Here is a 20,212-nt window from a genome sequence, read left to right as displayed (position 1 = left end):
TGCTGTCTCCAGATGCGGACAGTGGTATAAAAAAATCCCGCTGTCAGCATCAATTTTCTTATATCCAGAACTTGCTGGTATGCTTGAGTCATTGATTTTAATAACTCATGCATGAAAAAACAGATTCCATTAAACCCAGCTGAAATTACAGAGCTGCAAAAACAGTTTTTCCATTCTCTGAAGCTGGGAACAGGCAGGGCGATGCTGCTGATGAAAGCGCATCCGCAAATAGATTTCTCTGCACAGATACTCGCTGCCACTGTTAATAACCTCGCCTATGACAGACAATGTGAAGGCAGCAGGGCCGTGTATTTGTACAGTCTGGTCATGCGATCACGTCAAAAAGATGAACTGATTCGTACTATCATCAAAAAATTCAGTGCCAAAAAACGCAATGACTATGGCATGGATCAGCTTAGCGATCTCGTCCTGTATTTCCATCAGGCTGGCATAGCCGGAGCGAAAGAGGCTTTGTTAAGCAGGTTTGAAAAAACTTTCAGCAATGGCTATGAGCTGTTTGCGAGAGGTGTGTTGCTGGAAATTGAGGGCATGGCAGGCCTGATCATGGCTGCTGAAAAAGTGGGACAACTTCCAGAGCAAGAAAGAGCAGATTACGAAGACCGCTGGCGCGTCGATGATTTTCAAGAGATGAACAAGTCTGTCGATGTCTATGCAGAATTGGCCAAGGCCGCAGAGACAAATCCAGCGATCAAAAATTACCTTGATTTGATCTTGTCCGCTGAACCCAGGGAAAAATACAGGCGTAGCAAAACTATTCCTTATGCAGTGACAGAAATTGAAGAGTTGATTGATGAAGCAGGTCGCTTCCCCCGCTTTTGGGCCTCGCGCATTTCAGGAATGACACAGGCAGATATAGAACAAGTCGCCAGGAATTTTCTTGCTGAAAAAGACGGTAACAGAAAATACAAATACCTCCCCTTCTTTTATCAAACGAAATTCCCTTTTGATTACGGGTTCCTGCTGAAGTTGGCAAGCGGCAGGAACGTGAAGAAAAACCGCCGCATAATGCATGCCGTGAATGCCCTCAGTCACTTCAAAGGCGATGATATCCGTGCACTTGCATTTAAAAAATTTGCCAGTGAAAAGACGCCCTGGGATTACTCGAAATTATTGGTTAATAACTACAAGACTGGTGATGCAGCAATATTGCTGGAGATCATACAACGCTCAAAAAATTTTCATCACATACATGATCTGGTCGCTGGCATCATCGATATCTTTGAGGCCAATCCAACTGTTGAATGCAAGGCGTCGCTGGAGGCCTTGTACTATGGCATGAACTGCGCAATGCATAGATGGAGCGTGATAGACCTGTTAAATAAAAATGGTGTGTTGTCCGAAGAGATTGTGGACGAACTTGCTTATGATACGGATGAAGACTTACGAAAATTATCCCGTAGCATAAAACGTGCTCGCTCTAAAATGAAGAGTTAACGATGCTGATTTATGGGCATTTTATGAGCCTAAGATTTTGGCAAAAATTTTACGTAAACCAGAACACATTTAATCCTGAATGGTAAAAAATAATTATCCGGATATATCCGAAAATGCCGAATTGCAAAAGCAATTTTTCTATTCCCTCAACCTGGGCACTGGCCGTGCGATGCTGCTCTTGAAAGCGCACCCCGACGTGGATTTTTCGAGGGAGTTGATTGTAGCATGCAGCAAGAATCTAGCGAATGATGCACAGTCTGAAGGTAGCCGGGCTAAATATCTTTATCCATTGATCAAGCGAACCAGGCAGCGGGCCTTGATAGAAAAAACCGTATTACAAAAACTTAAAAAGAAAAAATCTGACAGCTCTGATCTTCAGCAGTTATGTGATCTGGCCCTGCTCATGTATAAGGGGGGAAATGCGAAGGCTCGTGAAATTTTCTTGCAGCGTTTTGACAAATCTTTTCATGAGGATTATGAATTCTGCGGGGAAGAGCAAATCCTCAAGATGGATGGCCTGCCTGGCCTATTCAGACTGGCCGGGAAATTGGGTAAAGTTCCCAAAGAAGATAGATGGATGTATGAATACCGATGGTATATCGATGAGTTACAAGATGCAAATCCACATTTGCAGGTGTATGCCGAGCTGGAAACAGCGGCTGAGACTAATCCTGATATCAATCTTTACTACAGATTCATTTCAGCCATAGAACCTTTTAAAAAATCACGCAGGAAAGTGCCACCCGCTTACACGGTGGCAGAACTAGAAGAAATAATCAATCGTCCTAACAAGCGAGCTGTTTTTAAACTTGACCGTTGCTTGAAGATGAAGCAGGAAGAGATAGCCGCAGTGGCTAGAAATTTTCTGGATGAAAAAAAGAAATTCAGGAAATTCAAGTACCTGCGTTTTTTCTATGCAGTCAAATTCCCTTTCGATTATCAGGCTCTGATGCAAATAGCCCGTGGACGTCCAAACTTTAAGACGGGTGAAGTTCAAAATGCTGTATTGGCCTTGAGTCATTTTTCTGGGGACGATATTCGTGCACTTGCGCTAAAAAAAATATCAACAACAAGAATCCCTTGCGATTACTTGCACCTGCTCGTCAGTAATTATAAAGCAGGGGATGCTGGCATCTTGCTGGAGATCATAGGCAGGGCCAGGAATTTTGACGAGGTGCATCTCTTGGTACAAGGCATCATCGCCATATATAAAGCCAATCCTGGTCCTGATTGCAAGCTGCCGCTAGAGGCAATGTATCACAGCATGAATTGCTCCTTACACAGAAGGGATCTGGTGAAGCTGCTGCTTGATAATCATGTGCTGTCTGAACAGATAGTGCAAGAGCTTGCTTACGACAGCCATGAAGATTTGCGCAAGCTGTACCGCAGTATCCAGCGCCAGCGTCGCAGGGCTGCTGCAAATGCTTAGAGCAGAACCACCCCAGACTTGTTCGCAGGCAGAAAGAACATGTATGCAAACTGTCAGGACTTACGCAAAATTGTTCCAACAAGGCGCTGCAACGCTTTGACCAGTTTTGCGTAGGTCCTGCTTGTATAAGTTATCCTTAATCGGTAATCGCAGCCCACAGTACGCTTTTTTCCTGCTCGGTAAAATCGAGTGTCGTCAGTTCATCATTGAGCAAGACGACGTGTGGTGCTCCGCTCAGCCTGACGGCCAGTGCCATATCTTCCTGATGCGGCAGGAACAGGGGACTTTCTTTTTTGCGCAAGATATGACGGAGTTTTTTCTTTGCGCCATCTATATCGGTTTCAAAAAATACCGTGCGTTGGTTTTGTATGTCTTTGACTTTGACCATCACCGGTAGTAAGCCCGGTTTTGTTTGTATCAGGCGATTAAAGAGATGGCTTTTCCAGGCTGCATACAGGCAACCGAAAGTCATGAAACCAAACAGCAGGGTAAAAGTCAGTATCATGAAAAAACGGTTGGTGATATGTTCGGTCGCCATGGTTGTTGTAATCATGCCGGGATTGGATCGAGACCTGACGGCTTCGGTGGACATCGACGGTTGAAAACTGACAAACCAGAAGCTGTGTTTGATCTCTTGCGCTACTGTGTCCTGCGGTGTTGGCAGGTAGCGGATTTTGACATCGCAATCGATAAAGATGACTTTGCGGCTCTTGCAGCTACCGTGGATTTCTGCGCGTTCATCCACGACAGGGTCTTTGGATACCTTGTAGTCATACAGAAAATCTGGCACCGTCATATAGACCAGGCCGACCACAAAAAGCAGCCCGACCATGGACAGGCCTATCAACATCAGCACCCCTTGTTTTCCGGTTGCGAGTATTTGCATGCTTCGCTTGGGGAAGGCAGCGTTGATGGATGCAAGTTGTGCTTCCGTGCTAGTACCGCGTGTTTGAAATTGTGTCTGGGACATGTCTGGTTTTCCTGGCAGTATAAAGATACTTCTGTATGTATCTTTGACAAGCTGGCAGTATCTGAAAACCAGACAAACGGGGGTAGGATTATTTCAATTTTTTACACTCAGATTATCAGCCTGAAATTGTGACTATCATTCGGTAACTAGCATGCCTTCTGATAGCTGAATGGAAAAATGTTAGTGTTGATAAACTGGCCCCTGAAAGTACTAGCTATTACATTTGCTGGAACAAATGCGTGTGATTACGGCTGACTTCGAGTTTTTCTGCATGACCTTTCAGGCCTATCAACTGGCGGCCACGGAAATCGCGGGTGACTTCGGCAATTGCAGAGACGCGTACCAGGGTGGAGCGATGGATGCGCCAGAATTCTTTGGGGTCGAGTTCGTCTTCGAGCTCTTTCAGTGATTTGCGTATCAGGTATTCAGCCTGCTCCGTCTGCACCAGCGTATATTTTTCATCGGAGCGGAAAAACAAAACTTCTTTGGTGCTGACCATGCGCAGGCTGCTGCCTACGCTGGCCTGTATCCAGCGCAGGTATTCACGCTTCTGGCTTTGCTGTTGCATTAATTGCGTCAGCATTTGTTCAACCTGTCTGGCCTGGTCGCTGGCGGCGTTGGTGGCATTGGTGCCATTGGCGGGGGCGGCTTTTTCGTGCTGGCGCTTTTGCAATCTCTCCTGCAGGCGCTGGCAGGTGCCTGCCAGCCTGTCGGCCTCTACCGGCTTCAACAGATAATCCATGGCACCGCGCTCGAAAGCCTGTATCGCATATTCATCATAGGCAGTCACAAACACCACCAGTGCCTGCTTGGCCAAAATGCTGGCGGCTTCTATGCCGTTCTTGCCGGGCATGCGTATGTCGAGAAAGATAATATCGGGATGCAGTTCTTCTGCCTGTTCTATGGCGACTATGCCATTCGCAGCTTCAGCAATGATGGACAAGTCTGGCCATGCTTGTTGCAGGCGTGCGCGTAGCTGATCGCGCATCGGGCTCTCATCATCGACTATCATTGCCGTTGTTGCTGCTGCTGTTGCTAATGCTGGCATGCTGTTCCCTGATACAGGATTGTGGAATAAGCAATAAGAATAATGTTCTTATTGTTTTGTGTCTATAGGCACCAGTATGCCGACGACTGCACCGCCAGCCTGAGGTGCTTCAATGACCAGCTGAGCCTTGCCTGAATACAGCACTTTCAGGCGTTCACGTATATTCGTCAGGCCCATGCCATCATCTGCATGCATGTCAAAACCCATGCCATTGTCGCTGACTTCAACCAGCAATTGCCCATCGACTTTCTTTGCTGTGATGCGGATATGGCCACCTGTGGTCTTGGGTTCCAGGCCATGCTTGATGGCGTTCTCGACCAAGGTTTGTATCATCATCGATGGGAAGGGCAAAAATTCCAGCTCCGATGGCAAGTCTATATCGTAAGTCAAACGCTCCTGCATGCGTGCCTGCATGATATTCAGATAGGCACGGCACATGTCCATTTGCAGACCCAGCTTGCCATTGCCCTTGTCACGCATTTGCGGCATAGCTGAGCGCAGGTATTTGATCAGATGCTGATGCACGATGGTGGCTTGTGCCGGATTGGTTTCTATGAGCTGACCTATCAGCGCCAGGGTATTGAACAAGAAATGCGGTTCTATCTGTGCCTGCAGTGCTGCCATTTCTGCTTCCAGCAAGCGGCGTTCCAGTGCTTCAACATCGGCACGGGTTGCGGCAGCAGTGGCGGCGATCTCTGCACTACGCTTGCCACCTGCCAGGCTCTTGATGATGAAAGAGGCGAATACCAGCGCGGGCATCAGGCCACCCAGGCCCAGGGCACCACCTACTATCATGGCGACCAGCGAGATGCCGAGTAAAGATGACCAGGGTACTACTGCCAGCCAGTCAAAGAACTTCCACCAGACCACGGTCACCGTGTCGGTGATATCCATGATCAGGTCGAGTACCTTGTTATCGTCGCGATGTTTCATACCATTTCCATTCGCCGCCAGTTTTACCAGGCGGCTTATTCAGTTTGTGGGTTGCTTGCTGTTTTGTCTTTGTCAGCAAATATTTTGGCAATGATAGCGCCAAACACCAGGCCATTTGCCAGTGATGATAAATGCAATATGCCGCCAGTGATCAAAGTCAGCAAAGAAGTCAGCAAGAGCTTCTTCCATGATGCCTGTAATACCCAGTCAAGAGCATGGCGGCCTGCATAGACCAGCGTGTCTGCCAGGTTTTTGGCAAAGTCCAGAACCGGGTTGTTGTTTGTGTTGTTCATGTTATCGCTCCTGTTAGTTGTTGTTTCAACGGTGACCAAAGTGTTTTCTGTTTGAGTATGCATTTTTCTCTCCTGTCTGCCGGATGATTTTCTTCATCCATGGACGCAGAATAGCAGGCACTTTTACAAGGCTATAGTCTGCTGCGACTAACAGTAACTTGACTGGGTCTAACGGTTATTTGAGTGGATGAGTGGGAGGTGCGTGGAAGTACTGAATTGAAGGCAAGCCAAGTTTATGGCAAATATTTACTGTTAAAAGCATTTCTTACTTATTCCATTGCATGGCTTTGGTTGCTTCGAGGACAAGAATTCTGTTTACTTAATAGCCGCGTATCACAGACTTATATTGAACGATGCAATTCGGTTATCAGAAAAATTTTGCGATTTAAGAAAATTCAGTCTGTTACGTCTAATTACAACTTTTCAAAACATTATTCTTTCCAATCAATGGCTTACAGCACTAAAATTCCGCCCTGCTTAACAAATGCCCAATTTTCGGGTTTTGTTAAAAATGATCTAGATATTTATAAAATATATTACTAATATATTTAAACCAAATCATAAACAAATTTAGTAAACACGATTTGGTTAATGCAGTATCCGGCGCTAAAAAATAGGGAGTTGACGGATATTGCTAAAGGGAAGCGGAAGCAGCGGCATGCAGATGCATGTCTGCTGCTTCTACATATATGGGGGCTGGTAAAGACCTTCTTCGAATTATTCAGGCGGCGCTAGCTTACAAGCTAACGAATGAAAAAGCCTGAAGGGGATGGTATTGCCTGAAACTCTACAATCATCAGGGAGACGTATTACATGTTATATCCACATAAAATAGCAAGCATGGCGGGGCTGATGGCCCTTAGCTTCACAGGTCTGGTTCAGATGGTGCATGCGGCGGATGCCGAAGACCATGCGCGTCTGAAGCAAGCGCCTATGCCGCATCAAAGGCAAAGTTTGCCGCCAACGGCAGAACAAAAGAAATTCAATCTGCCACCGACCAATGCGACACGCCTGGACCTGGGCATAGTCAACAAACAAAAAAATCTGATGGCACCACCACCGTCAGATGATTGCAAAAACATGGCTACGCTGGCGAATTACAGCGGCGATGCACTGGCGACTTACATCGTCAACCTGCCCAGCTATGAATGCCATTATGGTCTGTTTTCGTTGAATGCGACTGATGCAGCGAAGGTGTATTCACCAGCCAATTTTACTGCTGTCATCAATCGTTTTGCGCAAGAAGCGACCAACTACAACGCCACCAACATGGCATTGGTCAACCTCATCATTTACCTGCGCGCCGGTTACTACCTGGCAGGCAGCAATACCATACCTGCACCATCGGCAAATTACCTGACCAGCATGCGTGGACCCATCAAGCAACTGGTCGATGGCAATCAGCTGTTCAAGACCAACAACGTTGGCCCAAGCACAGCGGCCGAGACTTTGAAACTGGTGACCAATCTGCATGATGAAGCTTACTACCTGAGCAGCGTCAAAAACATCATCACGCGTTACACGAATACTTCATCCAATCCGGCGGCAACGGATGCCTTGAAGTCTTCCACTGTTGCTGACGCTTACACGGCTGCATTGACTATCCTGTTCTATGGCCATTCACGTCCAGATGCATTACCTATCCTGCGTAATGATGTATCTTATGCGACGGCTTTGAACAATTTTGTTGTCAACAACAAGGCAGCATTGCTGGGCACCAGCCTTGAGTATCAACTCAGCGATACCGAGAATGAAGCCTTCCGCTTCATGCAGTATGCCAACCTGCAGCCTACGGTCAAGCCCATGGTCAAGTACCAGCTGAGCCATTCCAGCATGACTGGCAATGACAGCATGTTGTGGCTGAATGCCGCATCTGCTGTCAAGTACTATGACACTGCCAATTGCGCAGAATACGGCACCTGCAATTATGAAACCACGCTGGCCAATACCATCCTCAAAAACAACTATACGTGCAGCCCCAGTCTGAAAATTCGTGCCCAGGACATGACTACAGCACAGTTGCAGGACTCATGCACCATGCTGGCAACCGAGGAAAATTATTTCCACACCATGCTGCAAAGCAAACGCCAGCCAGTAGCCGGTGACAACAATACTGCGCTCGAAGTAGTCGTGTTTGATGACTATACCAACTACAGTAAATATGCTTCCATACTGTATGGCATCGACACCAATAATGGCGGCATGTATCTGGAAGGTGACCCTAGTGTTGCTGGCAACCAGGCCCGTTTCGTCGCACATGAGGCATCCTGGCTGCGCCCGGCTTTCCAGGTCTGGAATCTGCAACATGAATACGTCCATTACCTTGATGGCCGTTTCGACATGAAAGGTGATTTTGGTGCAGGCACTGCCAAGCCTACCGTCTGGTGGATAGAAGGTATAGCTGAATACCTGTCACTGAAAAACAATAACCAGAAAGCTATAGACGTAGCAAAAACCGGCACCTACAAGTTGAGCCAGATTTTTGGCAACACTTATTCCATGGCTGACTATGTGACACGAGCCTATAGCTGGGGTTATATGGCAACCCGCTTCATGATGGAAAAACACCGCAGCGATGTAGATGCTGTCATCGCCAAGTTCCGCGTTGGTGATTATGATGGTTACCAAACTTACATGGCCAATATAGGCACTCGTTACGACAATGAGTTCACAGCCTGGGTTGCTGCCGCAACTACAGCAGGTGAGCCACCATTGCCAGTCGATAACAGCCTGCCTGATTGCCCGGCCGGTAGCTATCTGTCTAAAAACTGCGTGAAGCGTAATTTTGCTTCCAGCACCCAGGCCTACACCTACATCATGGTTCCAGCCGGTGCGAAAAACCTGAAGTTGACCACTAGCGGCGGTACCGGTGATGTAGATCTGTATGTATCCATGGATAAATATCCAAGTACAGGTATCTACGACTACGGTTCAGTCAAGAGCGGTAATGATGAAAGCGTGACCATCGCCAACCCGGTTGCCAACCGCTGGTACTACATCATGCTCAATGCCAGACAGAGTTTCTCTGGCGTGAGTGTGTCAGCGACTTACGACTGATAGCAATCAACTGAAATTGCGTAAATAAAGCTTGCAAACCAAGGCCTGCAAACACAAATAAGCCACCTATAAATAAGCAATTGAGTGTTGGGGCAAGCATGCAAAATGTCTGTCCCTTTTTTATTTGTCAGAAGGTGCGAAAGTACGCCAGGCCAACATCCTGCTTTTTTGCTATTCTTTATAGATGCCTGAACTCGCTCAGGTACACGGAATAAACAAATCACAGGAGATCAAGATGCATAAAAGTCGATTGGCATGTTTTGTGATTGATTGCCAGGTGGAAGATATTGAGCCTGGAACCAATTTCTGGGCCGGGGCGTTGGGTTATCCGGCGGCAGATGCGGATGAGAAATACGCGGTACTGGATGCCACCCCTACCGGCCCGAAAATGCTGGTGCAAAAGGTTGAACACCCTAGCCGCATTCATCTCGATATAGAAACCGATAACAAGGAAGCTGAGGTCCAGCGTCTGGAAAAACTCGGTGCCAAAGTTGTCAAAGTCATGGAACGTTGGGTCGTCATGGAAGCACCGACAGGGCACCGGTTTTGCGTCGTCAATCCCCAGCGCCCCGATTTTCATACCGCCAGTGATGTCAATGTATGGGAGTAAAGTGTTTATTTGTTAGGGCCGCGGCCAGATCTCGGCTATCCGCAATAGATTGGTGGAGCCGGGCTGGCCAAATGGCACACCAGCGGTAATCGCGATCTGTTCACCGACTTGTGCCAGGCCTTCCTGCCAGGCGGTGTTGCAGGCAGTGGCGACCAGCATGTTTTCATCCGGTACAGCATCGCTGACGGTGGAATGCACGCCCCAGACCAGGGCCAGACGGCGTGCCGTGGCGGGTTTGGGAGTAATACTCAGTATCGGTGCCATCGGCCTTTCGCGCGCGGCGCGCAGGCTGGTGTGGCCGGAACTGGTATAAGTGACCGTGGCAACCGCGCCGACTATTTGCGTGACTTCACGCAAGGCAGCGCAGATGGCATCGCCTTTGTTGTTTTGCGGTGTCTCATGCTGGGCCGCGATCATGTTTTTGTACAGCGGGTCGCGCTCTACTTCGCAGATGATGCGGTTCATGATTTCAACTGCAGCAACCGGGTAGGCACCGCTGGCTGATTCTGCCGACAACATGACTGCATCGGCTCCATCATAAATCGCACTGGCGACATCCGAGGCTTCGGCGCGTGTGGGCACTGGTACGGCGATCATGGATTCCAGCATCTGGGTCGCAATGACGATGGGTTTGCCATGGCTGCGGCAAACGCGCAGTATGCGTTTTTGTACGCCAGGCACGCGTTCTGGCGGCAACTCCACACCAAGATCACCACGCGCTACCATGATGGCGTCTGATACAGCAACGATTTCTTCCAGCCTGTCCAGCGCTGCCGGTTTTTCGAGTTTGGATAATACTCCTGCACGCCCTGCTACCAGCGCCTTCGCTTCCACCACATCTTCCGGCCTTTGTACAAATGACAGGGCGATCCAGTCTGCGCCCATGTCGAGCGCAAATGAGAGGTCGCGCCGGTCTTTGTCTGTCAGCGCCGGGATGGGCAATACCGCATCTGGCACGTTCACGCCTTTGCGGTCAGACAGGCTGCCTCCGACAATCACGCGTGTGCGTATGCTGTGGCCATTACTGTCCAGGACTTGCAGGCGCAGCTTGCCATCGTCAAGTAGTAGCGACTGCCCCGCAGAGATGACGGCAAACAATTCAGGGTGAGGCAGGCAAACGCGTTTGACGTCGCCAGGGGTGCTGTCACTATCGAGTACAAACTCCTGTCCTGCGGTAAGTATGACCCTGCCATTGCTGAACTGGCCTACGCGCAGTTTGGGCCCTTGCAGATCAGCCAGTATGGCGATAGGGCGGCCCAGCTCGGCTTCGATTTCACGCACGATATGGCAACGCAACTGGTGGTCAGCATGGCTACCATGACTGAAGTTGAAACGGAATACATCGGCACCGGCTTCAAACAATGCCTTGATGACTTCTTTGCTATTGCTTGCAGGGCCCAGGGTCGCGACAATTTTGGCTTTGCGGCTGCGGTTCATGGTTTGCTTTCATTTGTTAAAGACGACAGCCGTCGCGGCGTGCTGCACCGTATTTTTGCTGTCGTTGAATGTTGGGCTTGTGTCTTACAAAATCAGGATGGCTCTGAAGTCGTTGACGTTGGTACGCGTAGGGCCACTGACGACGAGGTCATCGAGTGCGCTGAAAAATCCATAGCCGTCATTGTTTTCCAGCAGGCTGCGTGCGCGTATTTGTTTTTCTGCAGCACGGCTTACTGAATCGGGCGCATACAGTGCCCCGGCATTATCTTCCGAACCATCTATGCCATCGGTATCACAGGCTATCGCGTGGATATCTGCATGACCGTCAAGTGCCACAGCCAGGCTCAGTAAAAATTCTGCATTGCGGCCACCACGCCCGTTGCCGCGCACGGTGACGGTGGTTTCACCGCCAGAAATCAATACGCAGGGCTTCTGGAATGGCTGGCCATGTTTGGCAACCTGCTTTGCGAGCGCAGCGTGTACCAGGGCGACGTCACGCGCTTCACCTTCTATGCCGTCCGACAAGATATATGGCGTGATACCTGCCGCACGTGCTGTCGCTGCGGCGGCTTCCAATGCTTCCTGTGCCGTAGCAATCACATGATGGCTGTGACCTGCAAAACGCGCATCATCCGGCTTGGGTGTTTCACCTTTGCCGCTTTCCAGATGCTGCAAGATTTCTGCTGGAATAGCGATGTCGTATTTGCGCAAGATCGCCAGCGCCTCTGCGCAAGTTGTTGCATCTGGCAGCGTAGGCCCGCTGGCGATGATGCCGGGTTCATCACCGGGTACATCCGATATCAGCAAGGTCACTACCCGTGCCGGGGCGCAAGCCAGTGCCAGACGGCCACCTTTGATGGCTGATAAATGCTTGCGCACACAATTCATTTCAGAGATCGCTGCACCGCTTTTCAGCAAGGCCTTGTTGATGGCCTGCTTCTGTTCGAGGCTGATACCGTCTGCAGGCAGGGCCAGCAGAGCTGAGCCCCCGCCAGAGATCAGGCAGAGCACCAGGTCATCCTTGCTCAGCCCCTGCACCATGTCCAGTATGCGCGCCGCAGCCTGTTTACCTGCTTCATCGGGTACAGGGTGGGCAGCTTCTACCACTTCTATCTTGCGGCAATCTGCACCGTGGCCATAGCGTGTTACTACCAGGCCCGACAGTTCACCCTGCCAGTGATCTTCCACTACTTTGGCCATGGCTGCTGCGCCTTTGCCTGCACCGATGACCAGGGTGCGGCCTTTTGTTGGTGGTGTTGGCAAAAAGGCGGGCAGGCACTTCTCTGCGCTGACGGCGGCAACGGCGCTGGAGTACAGATCGAGCAAGAACTGGCGTGGGGCTAGAGTGGTCATTGTGGGCTTTCTTGAAAAACTATGTCTTTGTAGGCCGGGCCGTGCGTCGTAGGTTGGGCTACGGTTTACCAGCCCAACACTGGGCCTTTGATTAACTCATACGTCATTGAAACGCCGATTGTTGGGCTGATGAAGCGTAGCCCAACCTACGAGTAAATTCATTTGCATGAACTACTGAATACTAATTTCAAATCCAAGTATGCCTTCAAACAGCTTATCGCCAGGTGAATTTTTTTCGTGCATCCACATGAAGGCCAACAACGATCAAACCTTGGCAATCTCATGATTAGACATAATCTCAATTGCCCGGCACAGAGCCGAGTGATCAAGACCACGCATGCCATTCGCCGAGCAGGCATTCATTAATTCCTGCGCGGTTGCGGTATTTGGCAAGGATACCCCTAAAGCTTTTGCCCCCTGCAAAGCCAGATTCAAGTCTTTTTGATGTAGCTCTATCCTGAAGCCGGGATTGAAAGTGCGTTTGACCATGCGTTCACCGTGGACTTCCAGTATGCGGGATGCAGCAAAGCCACCCATCAGTGCCTGCCTGACCCTGGCCGGGTCTGCACCAGCCTTTGATGCAAACAGCAGGGCTTCCGCCACGGCCTGTATATTCAGGGCAACGATGATCTGGTTGGCAACCTTGGTGGTCTGGCCATCGCCATTGCCACCGACCAGAGTGATGTTCTTGCCCATGAGTTCGAACAGGGGTTTGACCTTGTCAAACGCAGCTTCCGGCCCACCGACCATGATGGTCAGACTTGCCGCCTTGGCACCAACTTCTCCACCGGACACAGGCGCATCAAGGTAGTCGCATTTCAGGGCATTGATTTTCTTGGCGAAGTCTTTGGTCGCAATCGGTGAGATAGAACTCATATCGACCACGATCTTGCCAGCTTCGAGGCCAGCAGCAACACCGTTTTCGCCAAACAACGCCGCTTCTACATGCGGTGTATCCGGCACCATGATGATGATGATGTCTGCGCGTTTGGCAACTTCTTCACCCGAAGTGCAGACGGTGGCACCACGTTCTATCAATTCAAACGGGGGGTTCTTGATGTCGTGCAAATACAGCTTATGCCCACCAGCCTGCAAATGCCCGGCCATAGGTGCGCCCATGATACCCAAGCCTATAAATCCAATTTTAGCCATGATAGTTCCTGATAATGTAGTAGTTGTTCATCTAAGACCTCTCAACACAGAGGCACAGAGACACCGAGGAAAAGCAAAGAGAAAAATCTTGTTGATACATATGACTTAGGAAAAATTTGTCTTTCTCCTGCTTTTCTCTGTGTCTCTGTGCCTCTGTGGTTAATGGTCTTTCTCTTAGAGTCCGTGCGATTTAATCCAGCCCAATCCAGCGACAGTGCCGTTCTGTGGCTTGTATTCGCAACCCACCCAACCCTGGTAACCTATGTCGGCTAGTGCGGCGAAGATGATGCGGTAATTGATTTCACCTGTGCCTGGTTCAAAGCGGCCCGGGTTGTCAGCCAGTTGTATATGTTTGATCTTGTCCAGATTGTTTTTGATCGTATTGATCAGTTCACCTTCCATGCGTTGCATGTGATAGATGTCGTATTGCACGAAGATATTGTCTGAACCGGTGGCATGTATCAAATCCAGTGCCTGTTGCGTGCCGGATAAAAAGAAGCCAGGTATGTCAAAGGTATTGATGGCTTCGATGAGCAGGCTGATATTCGCTGTCTTCAGTTTGTCAGCCGCATAACGCAGGTTGGCAACCAGGGTTTGCTCTGCTTCTTCTTTGCTGACATTTGCTGGGCGTATGCCGACCAGGCAATTCAGTTGCGTGACATTCAAAGCTGTTGCATAGGCGATGGCAACATCCACGCCCTGGCGGAATTCTTCGACACGATCAGGATGGCAGGCGATACCGCGTTCTCCTGCTTCCCAGTTACCAGCGGGCAGGTTGTGCAATACCAGTTGCAGATTATTTTCCTGCAGTTTTTCTGCGATCTGTTTTACTTCGAAAGCATAGGGAAATAAAAATTCCACAGCCTTGAAACCTGCCTGCACGGCAGCGGCGAAGCGGTCGAGAAAGGCATGCTCGGTAAACAACATGCTGAGATTGGCGGCCAGTCTGGTCATGGCATATCCTTGTAGATGAGTGACCGTAAGTCTCCCGCAGCATAGCTACGGGAGTTCACGGGGTGCCAGACGGGGAGGCCCGACACCTGGAAATTTTTCGCTAACTGTTTAATCGAGCAAGGCAATTGCTGTCGGCGCATGACCATCTTCCGTCGCCAGCTCTTCAAACTCATTGATATTGCTGATCTCTGTGCCCATGGCGATATTGGTCACGCGCTCCAGAATAATTTCGACGACCACCGGTACGCGGAACTCCTGCATCCAGCGCTGGGCCTGGGCAAAGGCATCGGCAATCGCGCTGGGTTCCGTCACACGTATGGCCTTGCAGCCGAGGCCTTCGACTACAGCGATGTGATCTACCCCATAGCCATTCAGCTCTGGCGCATTGATGTTTTCAAAAGCCAGTTGCACGCAATAATCCATATCAAAGCCGCGCTGCGACTGTCGTATCAAGCCCAGGTAAGAATTATTGACGACCACATGCAGGTAAGGCAGCTTGAATTGCGCGCCGACGGCCAGTTCTTCTATCATGAACTGGAAGTCGTAATCGCCGGAGATGGCGACAACTTGCCTCTGCGGATCCGCAGCGCAGACACCAAGGGCTGCTGGTATGGTCCAGCCCAGAGGGCCAGCCTGGCCGCAATTGATCCAGTGACGCGGGTAATACACATGCAGGAATTGCGCAGCAGCGATTTGCGACAGGCCTATGGTGCTGACATAACAGGTTTCGCGGCCAAAGGCCTTGTTCATTTCTTCATACACGCGTTGCGGTTTCACCGGCACATTATCAAAATGCGTACGGCGTAACATGCTGCGTTTGCGTTGCTGGCAATCGGCTACCCAGGCAGAACGGTCTTTGAGTTTGCCTGCGGCTTTCCATTCTTTGGCGACTTCGATGAAAAGTTTTAATGCCGCACCTGCATCAGAGACGATGCCAAAATCAGGGCCAAACACACGGCCAATTTGCGTGGGTTCTATATCGATATGGACAAATTTTCTGTCCTTGGTAAACACATCAATGGAACCAGTGTGCCGGTTGGCCCAGCGATTGCCTATGCCCAGTGCAAAGTCTGATGCCAGCATGGTGGCATTGCCATAACGGTGGCTGGTTTGCAGGCCCACCATGCCTGCCATCAAAGGGTGATCGTCTGCTATCGCCCCCCAGGCCATCAGGGTAGGTATGACAGGCACGCCAGTCAGCTCGGCAAATTCCACCAGCAAGGCTGAGGCATTGGCGTTGATGATGCCGCCACCTGCGGTGATCAAAGGACGTTCGGCCTGGTTCAGCATGTCCAGGGCTTTTTCTATCTGGGCGCGAGTGGCCTTAGGTTTATACACTTCCAGCGGCTGGTAAGTGTCAGGGTCAAATTCTATCTCGGCCATTTGCACATCAAATGGCAAATCAATCAGCACAGGGCCAGGACGGCCAGAACGAATGATGTGAAAAGCTTGCTGAAATACCATGGGCACCAGAGCCGGTTCACGTACTGTGACCGCCCACTTGGTGACAGGCTTGGCAATGGATTCTATATCGACGGCCTGGAAGTCTTCCTTGTACAGCCTTGCCCTTGGAGCCTGCCCGGTAATGCAGAGTATGGGTATGGAATCTGCCTGTGCAGAATACAGGCCGGTGATCATGTCCGTACCTGCCGGGCCGGAGGTACCTATGCAAACACCGATGTTGCCAGCCTGGGCGCGGGTATAGCCTTCGGCCATGTGGGAAGCCCCTTCGACATGGCGCGCCAGTATGTGTTTGATGGTCCCTTGCTTCTTCAAAGCCGCATAAAACGGGTTGATCGCCGCACCCGGCACCCCAAATGCCTGATGCACGCCTTCTTTTTCCAACACATAAGCCGCCGCCTGCGCAGCCGTCATTTTCGCCATTTTGTTCTCCAGTTTTGCTATTAGTCGTGTGTATGCAGATCTTGAAACACATGCTAAAGGCAAAAACCCAGTCTGATAAGACGACAAATTCTCGCTTTATTCGATACTCCAAGTATGGAATAATAAAGAGACCTCTAGCTATTCTCTGTACCCCCTCAGTATCTCTGTGCCTCTGTGATGAGGGGTTTTAGCAAATTATGCCGGGACCAAAAATGGACAAACTCACCCAAATCGAAGCCTTCGTCGATGTCGTCGAAAAAGGCAGCCTGGCCCGTGCTGCGCTGGGCCAGAATATCACCCCGGTCATGCTGGGTCGCCGCATCGATGCGCTGGAAAAACGCCTGGGCGTCAAGCTCATGCACCGCAGCACCCGTCATCTGACATTGACTGAGCAGGGCACTGTGTATCTTGATCATTGCCGCAAACTGCTGGCAGACCTTGGCTATGCCGATCAACTGGTATCCGAGGGGCGGCACAAGGCCACTGGCCATCTCATCGTCTCAGCCCCCGCCGCATTCGGGCGCAAGCATGTGGCACCGCATGCGCCGCAATTCGTCAAGGCCAACCCTGCCGTACAGATTTCCTTCAACCTGACTGACAGGGTGGTCGATCTGATACGTGAGGGTTATGACCTGGGTATACGCATAGGCGGCAATATCGATCCCAATTTCGTTGCAGTGAAGCTGGCCAGCAATCGCCGTGTGGTTTGTGGTACACCAGCCTATTTTGAGCGACATGGCATACCGCGCACGCTGGAAGACTTGGCCCAGCACAATTGCCTGGCCTTCAACTTGCAGGGCGGGCAACAGCGTGGCTGGTATTTCCAGCAAAACGGCAAGCCTGTGACCATCAAGGTCGCTGGCAATCTTGATTGCAATGATGGTGAATTGCTACATCGCTGGGCGTGTGAAGACCTGGGCCTGGCCTGGCGTTCATCATGGGAAATACAAGCGCAACTTATCTCGGGCGAGTTGATTACCGTGCTGGATGATTATGCCTTGCCACAATACGACATCGTCGCTGTGTACCCGCAACAACGGCATTTGCCGGTGAAAACGCGGTTTTTTATCGATACCCTGAAAGCCATCTATGGACAGCCAGATTATTGGTTAAAGAATTAATAAAAACTTCCACATATTCAAATTCAAATAGCATCTATAGAAATTCCTCAGCTTTGATATGGAAATATTTAGGATATCGTCCTTTCACAAATTCTAATTATTCAATTGGTATATCCAAAATTGAGGAGACAAACGTGTTAACTTCCGAGCAAATTCCGGCTGTACAAGATAGCAACGGGCCTGTCAATCACAGCCCTGTGCAGCTTTCCTTTCTCGACAAATTTTTTAAGCTAAGAGAAAACGGCACCGATGTACGCACAGAATTACTGGCGGGCCTGACAACCTTCCTGACCATGGCGTATATCATTTTCGTCAACCCATCTATCCTGGGTGATGCTGGCATGCCCAAGGATTCTGTTTTTGTGGCGACCTGTCTGGCCGCCGCAATCGGTACCATGATCATGGGCCTGTATGCCAACTATCCCATGGCGCTGGCACCAGGCATGGGCTTGAATGCCTACTTCACTTATGCAGTCGTCAAGGGCATGGGCATACCGTGGGAGGCGGCGCTGGGTGCGGTATTCATCTCAGGTTGTTTGTTTGTGGCAGTCAGTGTGTTCCGCCTGCGCGAGATGATCGTCAATGGCATACCGCATTCCATACGTACTGCCATCACGGTAGGTATAGGCTTGTTCCTGGGTCTAATCGCACTGAAAAATTCCGGCATTGTGGTTGCCAATCCCGCTACCATGGTGGGTATTGGTGACTTGCACAAGCCACAGCCCATTTTGGCAATACTGGGTTTCTTCCTCATCGTGGCGCTAGACCGCTACCGTATCAAAGGTTCCATCCTGATCGGCATTCTGAGCGTGACGGTATTGAGTTTTTTCTTTGCCGGTAATACCTTCCACGGTGTCGTGTCCATGCCACCTTCGCTCGATCCTACCCTGTTCAAGCTGGATATCATGGGGGCGCTTTCCGTCGGTATTCTGAATGTCGTACTGGTATTTTTTCTGGTGGAATTGTTTGATGCAACAGGTACTCTGATGGGTGTTGCCAGCCGTGCCGGTTTGCTGGTCAACGGTAAAATGGAAAGACTGAACAAGGCACTGCTGGCTGACAGCACCGCCATCGTTGCGGGCTCTTTTTTGGGTACTTCCAGTACGACAGCCTACATAGAAAGCGCGGCTGGTGTGGAAGCCGGCGGCCGTACAGGTTTGACAGCCGTGGCTGTTGGCCTGCTGTTCCTGGCCTGTCTGTTTATTGCGCCACTGGCCAGCGTCGTTCCATTCTGTGCTACTGCTCCGGCCCTGTTCTATGTGTCTTGCCTGATGTTGCGTGAACTGGTTGAAATTGACTGGACAGACACCACAGAAAGCGTGCCTGCCGCCATCACTGCCTTGTTGATGCCTTTTACTTATTCGATTGCAACCGGTGTGGCATTTGGTTTTATTGCATTTGCTGTCCTGAAATTGTTGAGCGGGCGTGCCAAGGAAGTCAAAATCATCGTCTGGGCGATAGCGGCAATCTTCCTTTTTAAATTCGTTTATCTTGGTGCAGGTTGAAGCGAGTATAAAACGAAGCTACAGTTGAAGACAGCGCAGGAAACTGCGCTGTTTTTTTTACGATATTTTAATGAAATACAGAACCATATAATATTTGCTGCATACTCCATCATATTGGACGAGAGGATCAGAAATAAATTAGTCAGATGGAGTAAACATGGTAGTCGTAAGAAGTGCGGGTGAGGCAGATAATCTGCAGATACGCAGGCTGGTGCAGGAATCACTTGCCAGTTTCAATCTCGTGGTTGAGTTTGATGGCCTGGACGCCGCCATAGGTTCAGCGGGTTTGCCCACCATTAAAAATCTCATCGAGCTGGTTGCCGAATTGGATCAGCAGGTGTGCGGCTGCATAGCGCTTGAGGCCCTTGAAATGGTAAATACGCAAGAGGCAAAAGTGTTTGGCTTTCATGTTGATCACCGTTATCGTGGCAAGGGCATAGGGCGCAGCTTGTTGACAGCCTTGATGTCGGAAGCGAAAGAAAGAGGCCTCAAAACCTTGCATCTCGATACCTGGGACAACATGCACAGCGCCATCCGTCTTTATGAGTCTCTGGGCTGGATGCCAGCCCCTGACCCCGCGCCTGAATCAGGGGCAAACCGCTCCTATGTTTTTACCATCAGTTGAGTTAGCATAAGCAGATGATGCGATGGAGTAATGAGGTGATAAGGTGAGCGATGCACAGACCGAATATGACAAACTGACCAAAAAGCTGACAGTGACAGCCTCGGCAGAGCCTGGTCAGATGTTTGGCAAGGTATGTCTTAAGGAATCTCTGATTAAGTCCCCGAGCAATGATTCAGAAACGGTAATATAAGCTTATTTTCCATTGAATCATAAATACCATGAGACAGACAACATTTGCCGAAGGTGGCTTTGAACGCTTTGCCAAGACGACGAAGCGAGCAGTGTTTCTATCAGAGATGAATCAGGTCGTGCCATGGGCTATGCTATGCAAACTGATAGAGCCCCATTATCCCAAGGCAGGTAATGGACGCCCGCCTGTTGGCGTG

At 50.1% G+C, this 20,212-nt stretch carries 16 protein-coding genes and 1 pseudogene; 8 read left to right on the top strand and 9 right to left on the bottom strand.

The window, feature by feature from the left end; all coding sequences use genetic code 11:
* The first annotated feature begins 111 nt into the window (after positions 1-111).
* Both ACO0LL_RS26685 and ACO0LL_RS26680 read left to right on the top strand, forming a co-directional pair.
* Positions 112-1,455, top strand: a complete 1,344-nt coding sequence (locus tag ACO0LL_RS26685; RefSeq protein ID WP_422953850.1) for a hypothetical protein — start codon at positions 112-114, stop codon at positions 1,453-1,455.
* Positions 1,456-1,624: 169 nt separating this feature from the next.
* Entirely contained in the window at positions 1,625-2,884 is a 1,260-nt protein-coding gene (locus tag ACO0LL_RS26680) for a hypothetical protein (protein ID WP_422953849.1), read from the top strand.
* A gap of 136 nt (positions 2,885-3,020) precedes the next feature.
* Here ACO0LL_RS26680 and ACO0LL_RS26675 read toward each other — a convergent pair whose 3' ends face one another.
* The 4 genes from ACO0LL_RS26675 to ACO0LL_RS26660 form a co-directional block, all read right to left on the bottom strand.
* Positions 3,021-3,854 (bottom strand): hypothetical protein, encoded by an 834-nt coding sequence (locus tag ACO0LL_RS26675; RefSeq protein WP_422953848.1) that lies wholly within the window; start codon positions 3,852-3,854, stop codon positions 3,021-3,023.
* Between the two features lie 217 nt (positions 3,855-4,071).
* Entirely contained in the window at positions 4,072-4,902 is an 831-nt protein-coding gene (locus tag ACO0LL_RS26670) for a LytR/AlgR family response regulator transcription factor (protein ID WP_422953847.1), read from the bottom strand.
* A 48-nt stretch (positions 4,903-4,950) separates the two neighbouring features.
* Positions 4,951-5,835, bottom strand: a complete 885-nt coding sequence (locus tag ACO0LL_RS26665; RefSeq protein ID WP_422953846.1) for a sensor histidine kinase — start codon at positions 5,833-5,835, stop codon at positions 4,951-4,953.
* A gap of 35 nt (positions 5,836-5,870) precedes the next feature.
* Positions 5,871-6,128 carry a hypothetical protein gene (locus ACO0LL_RS26660; RefSeq protein WP_422953845.1) on the bottom strand — a complete coding sequence of 86 codons (258 nt, stop codon included), beginning with the start codon at positions 6,126-6,128 and terminating at the stop codon, positions 5,871-5,873.
* 813 nt (positions 6,129-6,941) lie between these two features.
* On the opposite strand from ACO0LL_RS26660, the gene ACO0LL_RS26655 reads away from it, so the two are divergent.
* On the top strand, positions 6,942-9,185 hold the full coding sequence (locus ACO0LL_RS26655; RefSeq protein WP_422953844.1) for a collagenase: 2,244 nt from the start codon (positions 6,942-6,944) through the stop codon (positions 9,183-9,185).
* Positions 9,186-9,420: 235 nt separating this feature from the next.
* Positions 9,421-9,795: a VOC family protein gene (locus ACO0LL_RS26650; RefSeq protein WP_422953843.1), complete on the top strand. Its 375-nt coding sequence runs from the start codon at positions 9,421-9,423 to the stop codon at positions 9,793-9,795.
* Positions 9,796-9,807: 12 nt separating this feature from the next.
* On the opposite strand, the gene pyk is transcribed toward ACO0LL_RS26650, so the two are convergent.
* The 5 genes from pyk to gcl form a co-directional block, all read right to left on the bottom strand.
* Positions 9,808-11,232 carry a pyruvate kinase gene (gene pyk / locus ACO0LL_RS26645; RefSeq protein ID WP_422953842.1) on the bottom strand — a complete coding sequence of 475 codons (1,425 nt, stop codon included), beginning with the start codon at positions 11,230-11,232 and terminating at the stop codon, positions 9,808-9,810.
* A gap of 84 nt (positions 11,233-11,316) precedes the next feature.
* Positions 11,317-12,585, bottom strand: coding sequence for a glycerate kinase type-2 family protein (locus tag ACO0LL_RS26640; RefSeq protein ID WP_422953841.1), 1,269 nt, complete (start codon positions 12,583-12,585; stop codon positions 11,317-11,319).
* Between the two features lie 264 nt (positions 12,586-12,849).
* On the bottom strand, positions 12,850-13,737 hold the full coding sequence (glxR, locus tag ACO0LL_RS26635) for a 2-hydroxy-3-oxopropionate reductase (RefSeq protein ID WP_422953840.1): 888 nt from the start codon (positions 13,735-13,737) through the stop codon (positions 12,850-12,852).
* A gap of 174 nt (positions 13,738-13,911) precedes the next feature.
* Positions 13,912-14,691, bottom strand: coding sequence for a hydroxypyruvate isomerase (gene hyi / locus ACO0LL_RS26630; protein WP_422953839.1), 780 nt, complete (start codon positions 14,689-14,691; stop codon positions 13,912-13,914).
* A 108-nt stretch (positions 14,692-14,799) separates the two neighbouring features.
* A complete protein-coding gene (gene gcl / locus ACO0LL_RS26625) occupies positions 14,800-16,575 on the bottom strand; it encodes a glyoxylate carboligase (RefSeq protein ID WP_422953838.1) in 1,776 nt (591 codons plus the stop codon).
* A gap of 212 nt (positions 16,576-16,787) precedes the next feature.
* Between gcl and ACO0LL_RS26620 the strand changes: the two genes are divergently transcribed.
* The 4 genes and pseudogenes from ACO0LL_RS26620 to ACO0LL_RS26605 all read left to right on the top strand — a co-directional run.
* Positions 16,788-17,696: a LysR family transcriptional regulator gene (locus ACO0LL_RS26620; RefSeq protein WP_422953837.1), complete on the top strand. Its 909-nt coding sequence runs from the start codon at positions 16,788-16,790 to the stop codon at positions 17,694-17,696.
* A gap of 197 nt (positions 17,697-17,893) precedes the next feature.
* On the top strand, positions 17,894-19,201 hold the full coding sequence (locus ACO0LL_RS26615) for an NCS2 family permease (RefSeq protein WP_422953885.1): 1,308 nt from the start codon (positions 17,894-17,896) through the stop codon (positions 19,199-19,201).
* 157 nt (positions 19,202-19,358) lie between these two features.
* Complete coding sequence (locus ACO0LL_RS26610) at positions 19,359-19,826, top strand: GNAT family N-acetyltransferase (RefSeq protein ID WP_422953836.1); 468 nt, start codon at positions 19,359-19,361, stop codon at positions 19,824-19,826.
* Positions 19,827-20,044: 218 nt separating this feature from the next.
* A pseudogene (locus ACO0LL_RS26605) lies at positions 20,045-20,212 on the top strand (IS5/IS1182 family transposase); the annotation flags it as partial.

The organism is Undibacterium sp. TC4M20W, from assembly GCF_049340245.1.
Lineage (GTDB): Bacteria > Pseudomonadota > Gammaproteobacteria > Burkholderiales > Burkholderiaceae_D > Undibacterium.
Note: the sequence above shows the minus strand (reverse complement) of the source record. Positions and strands in the feature narration are given on the sequence as shown.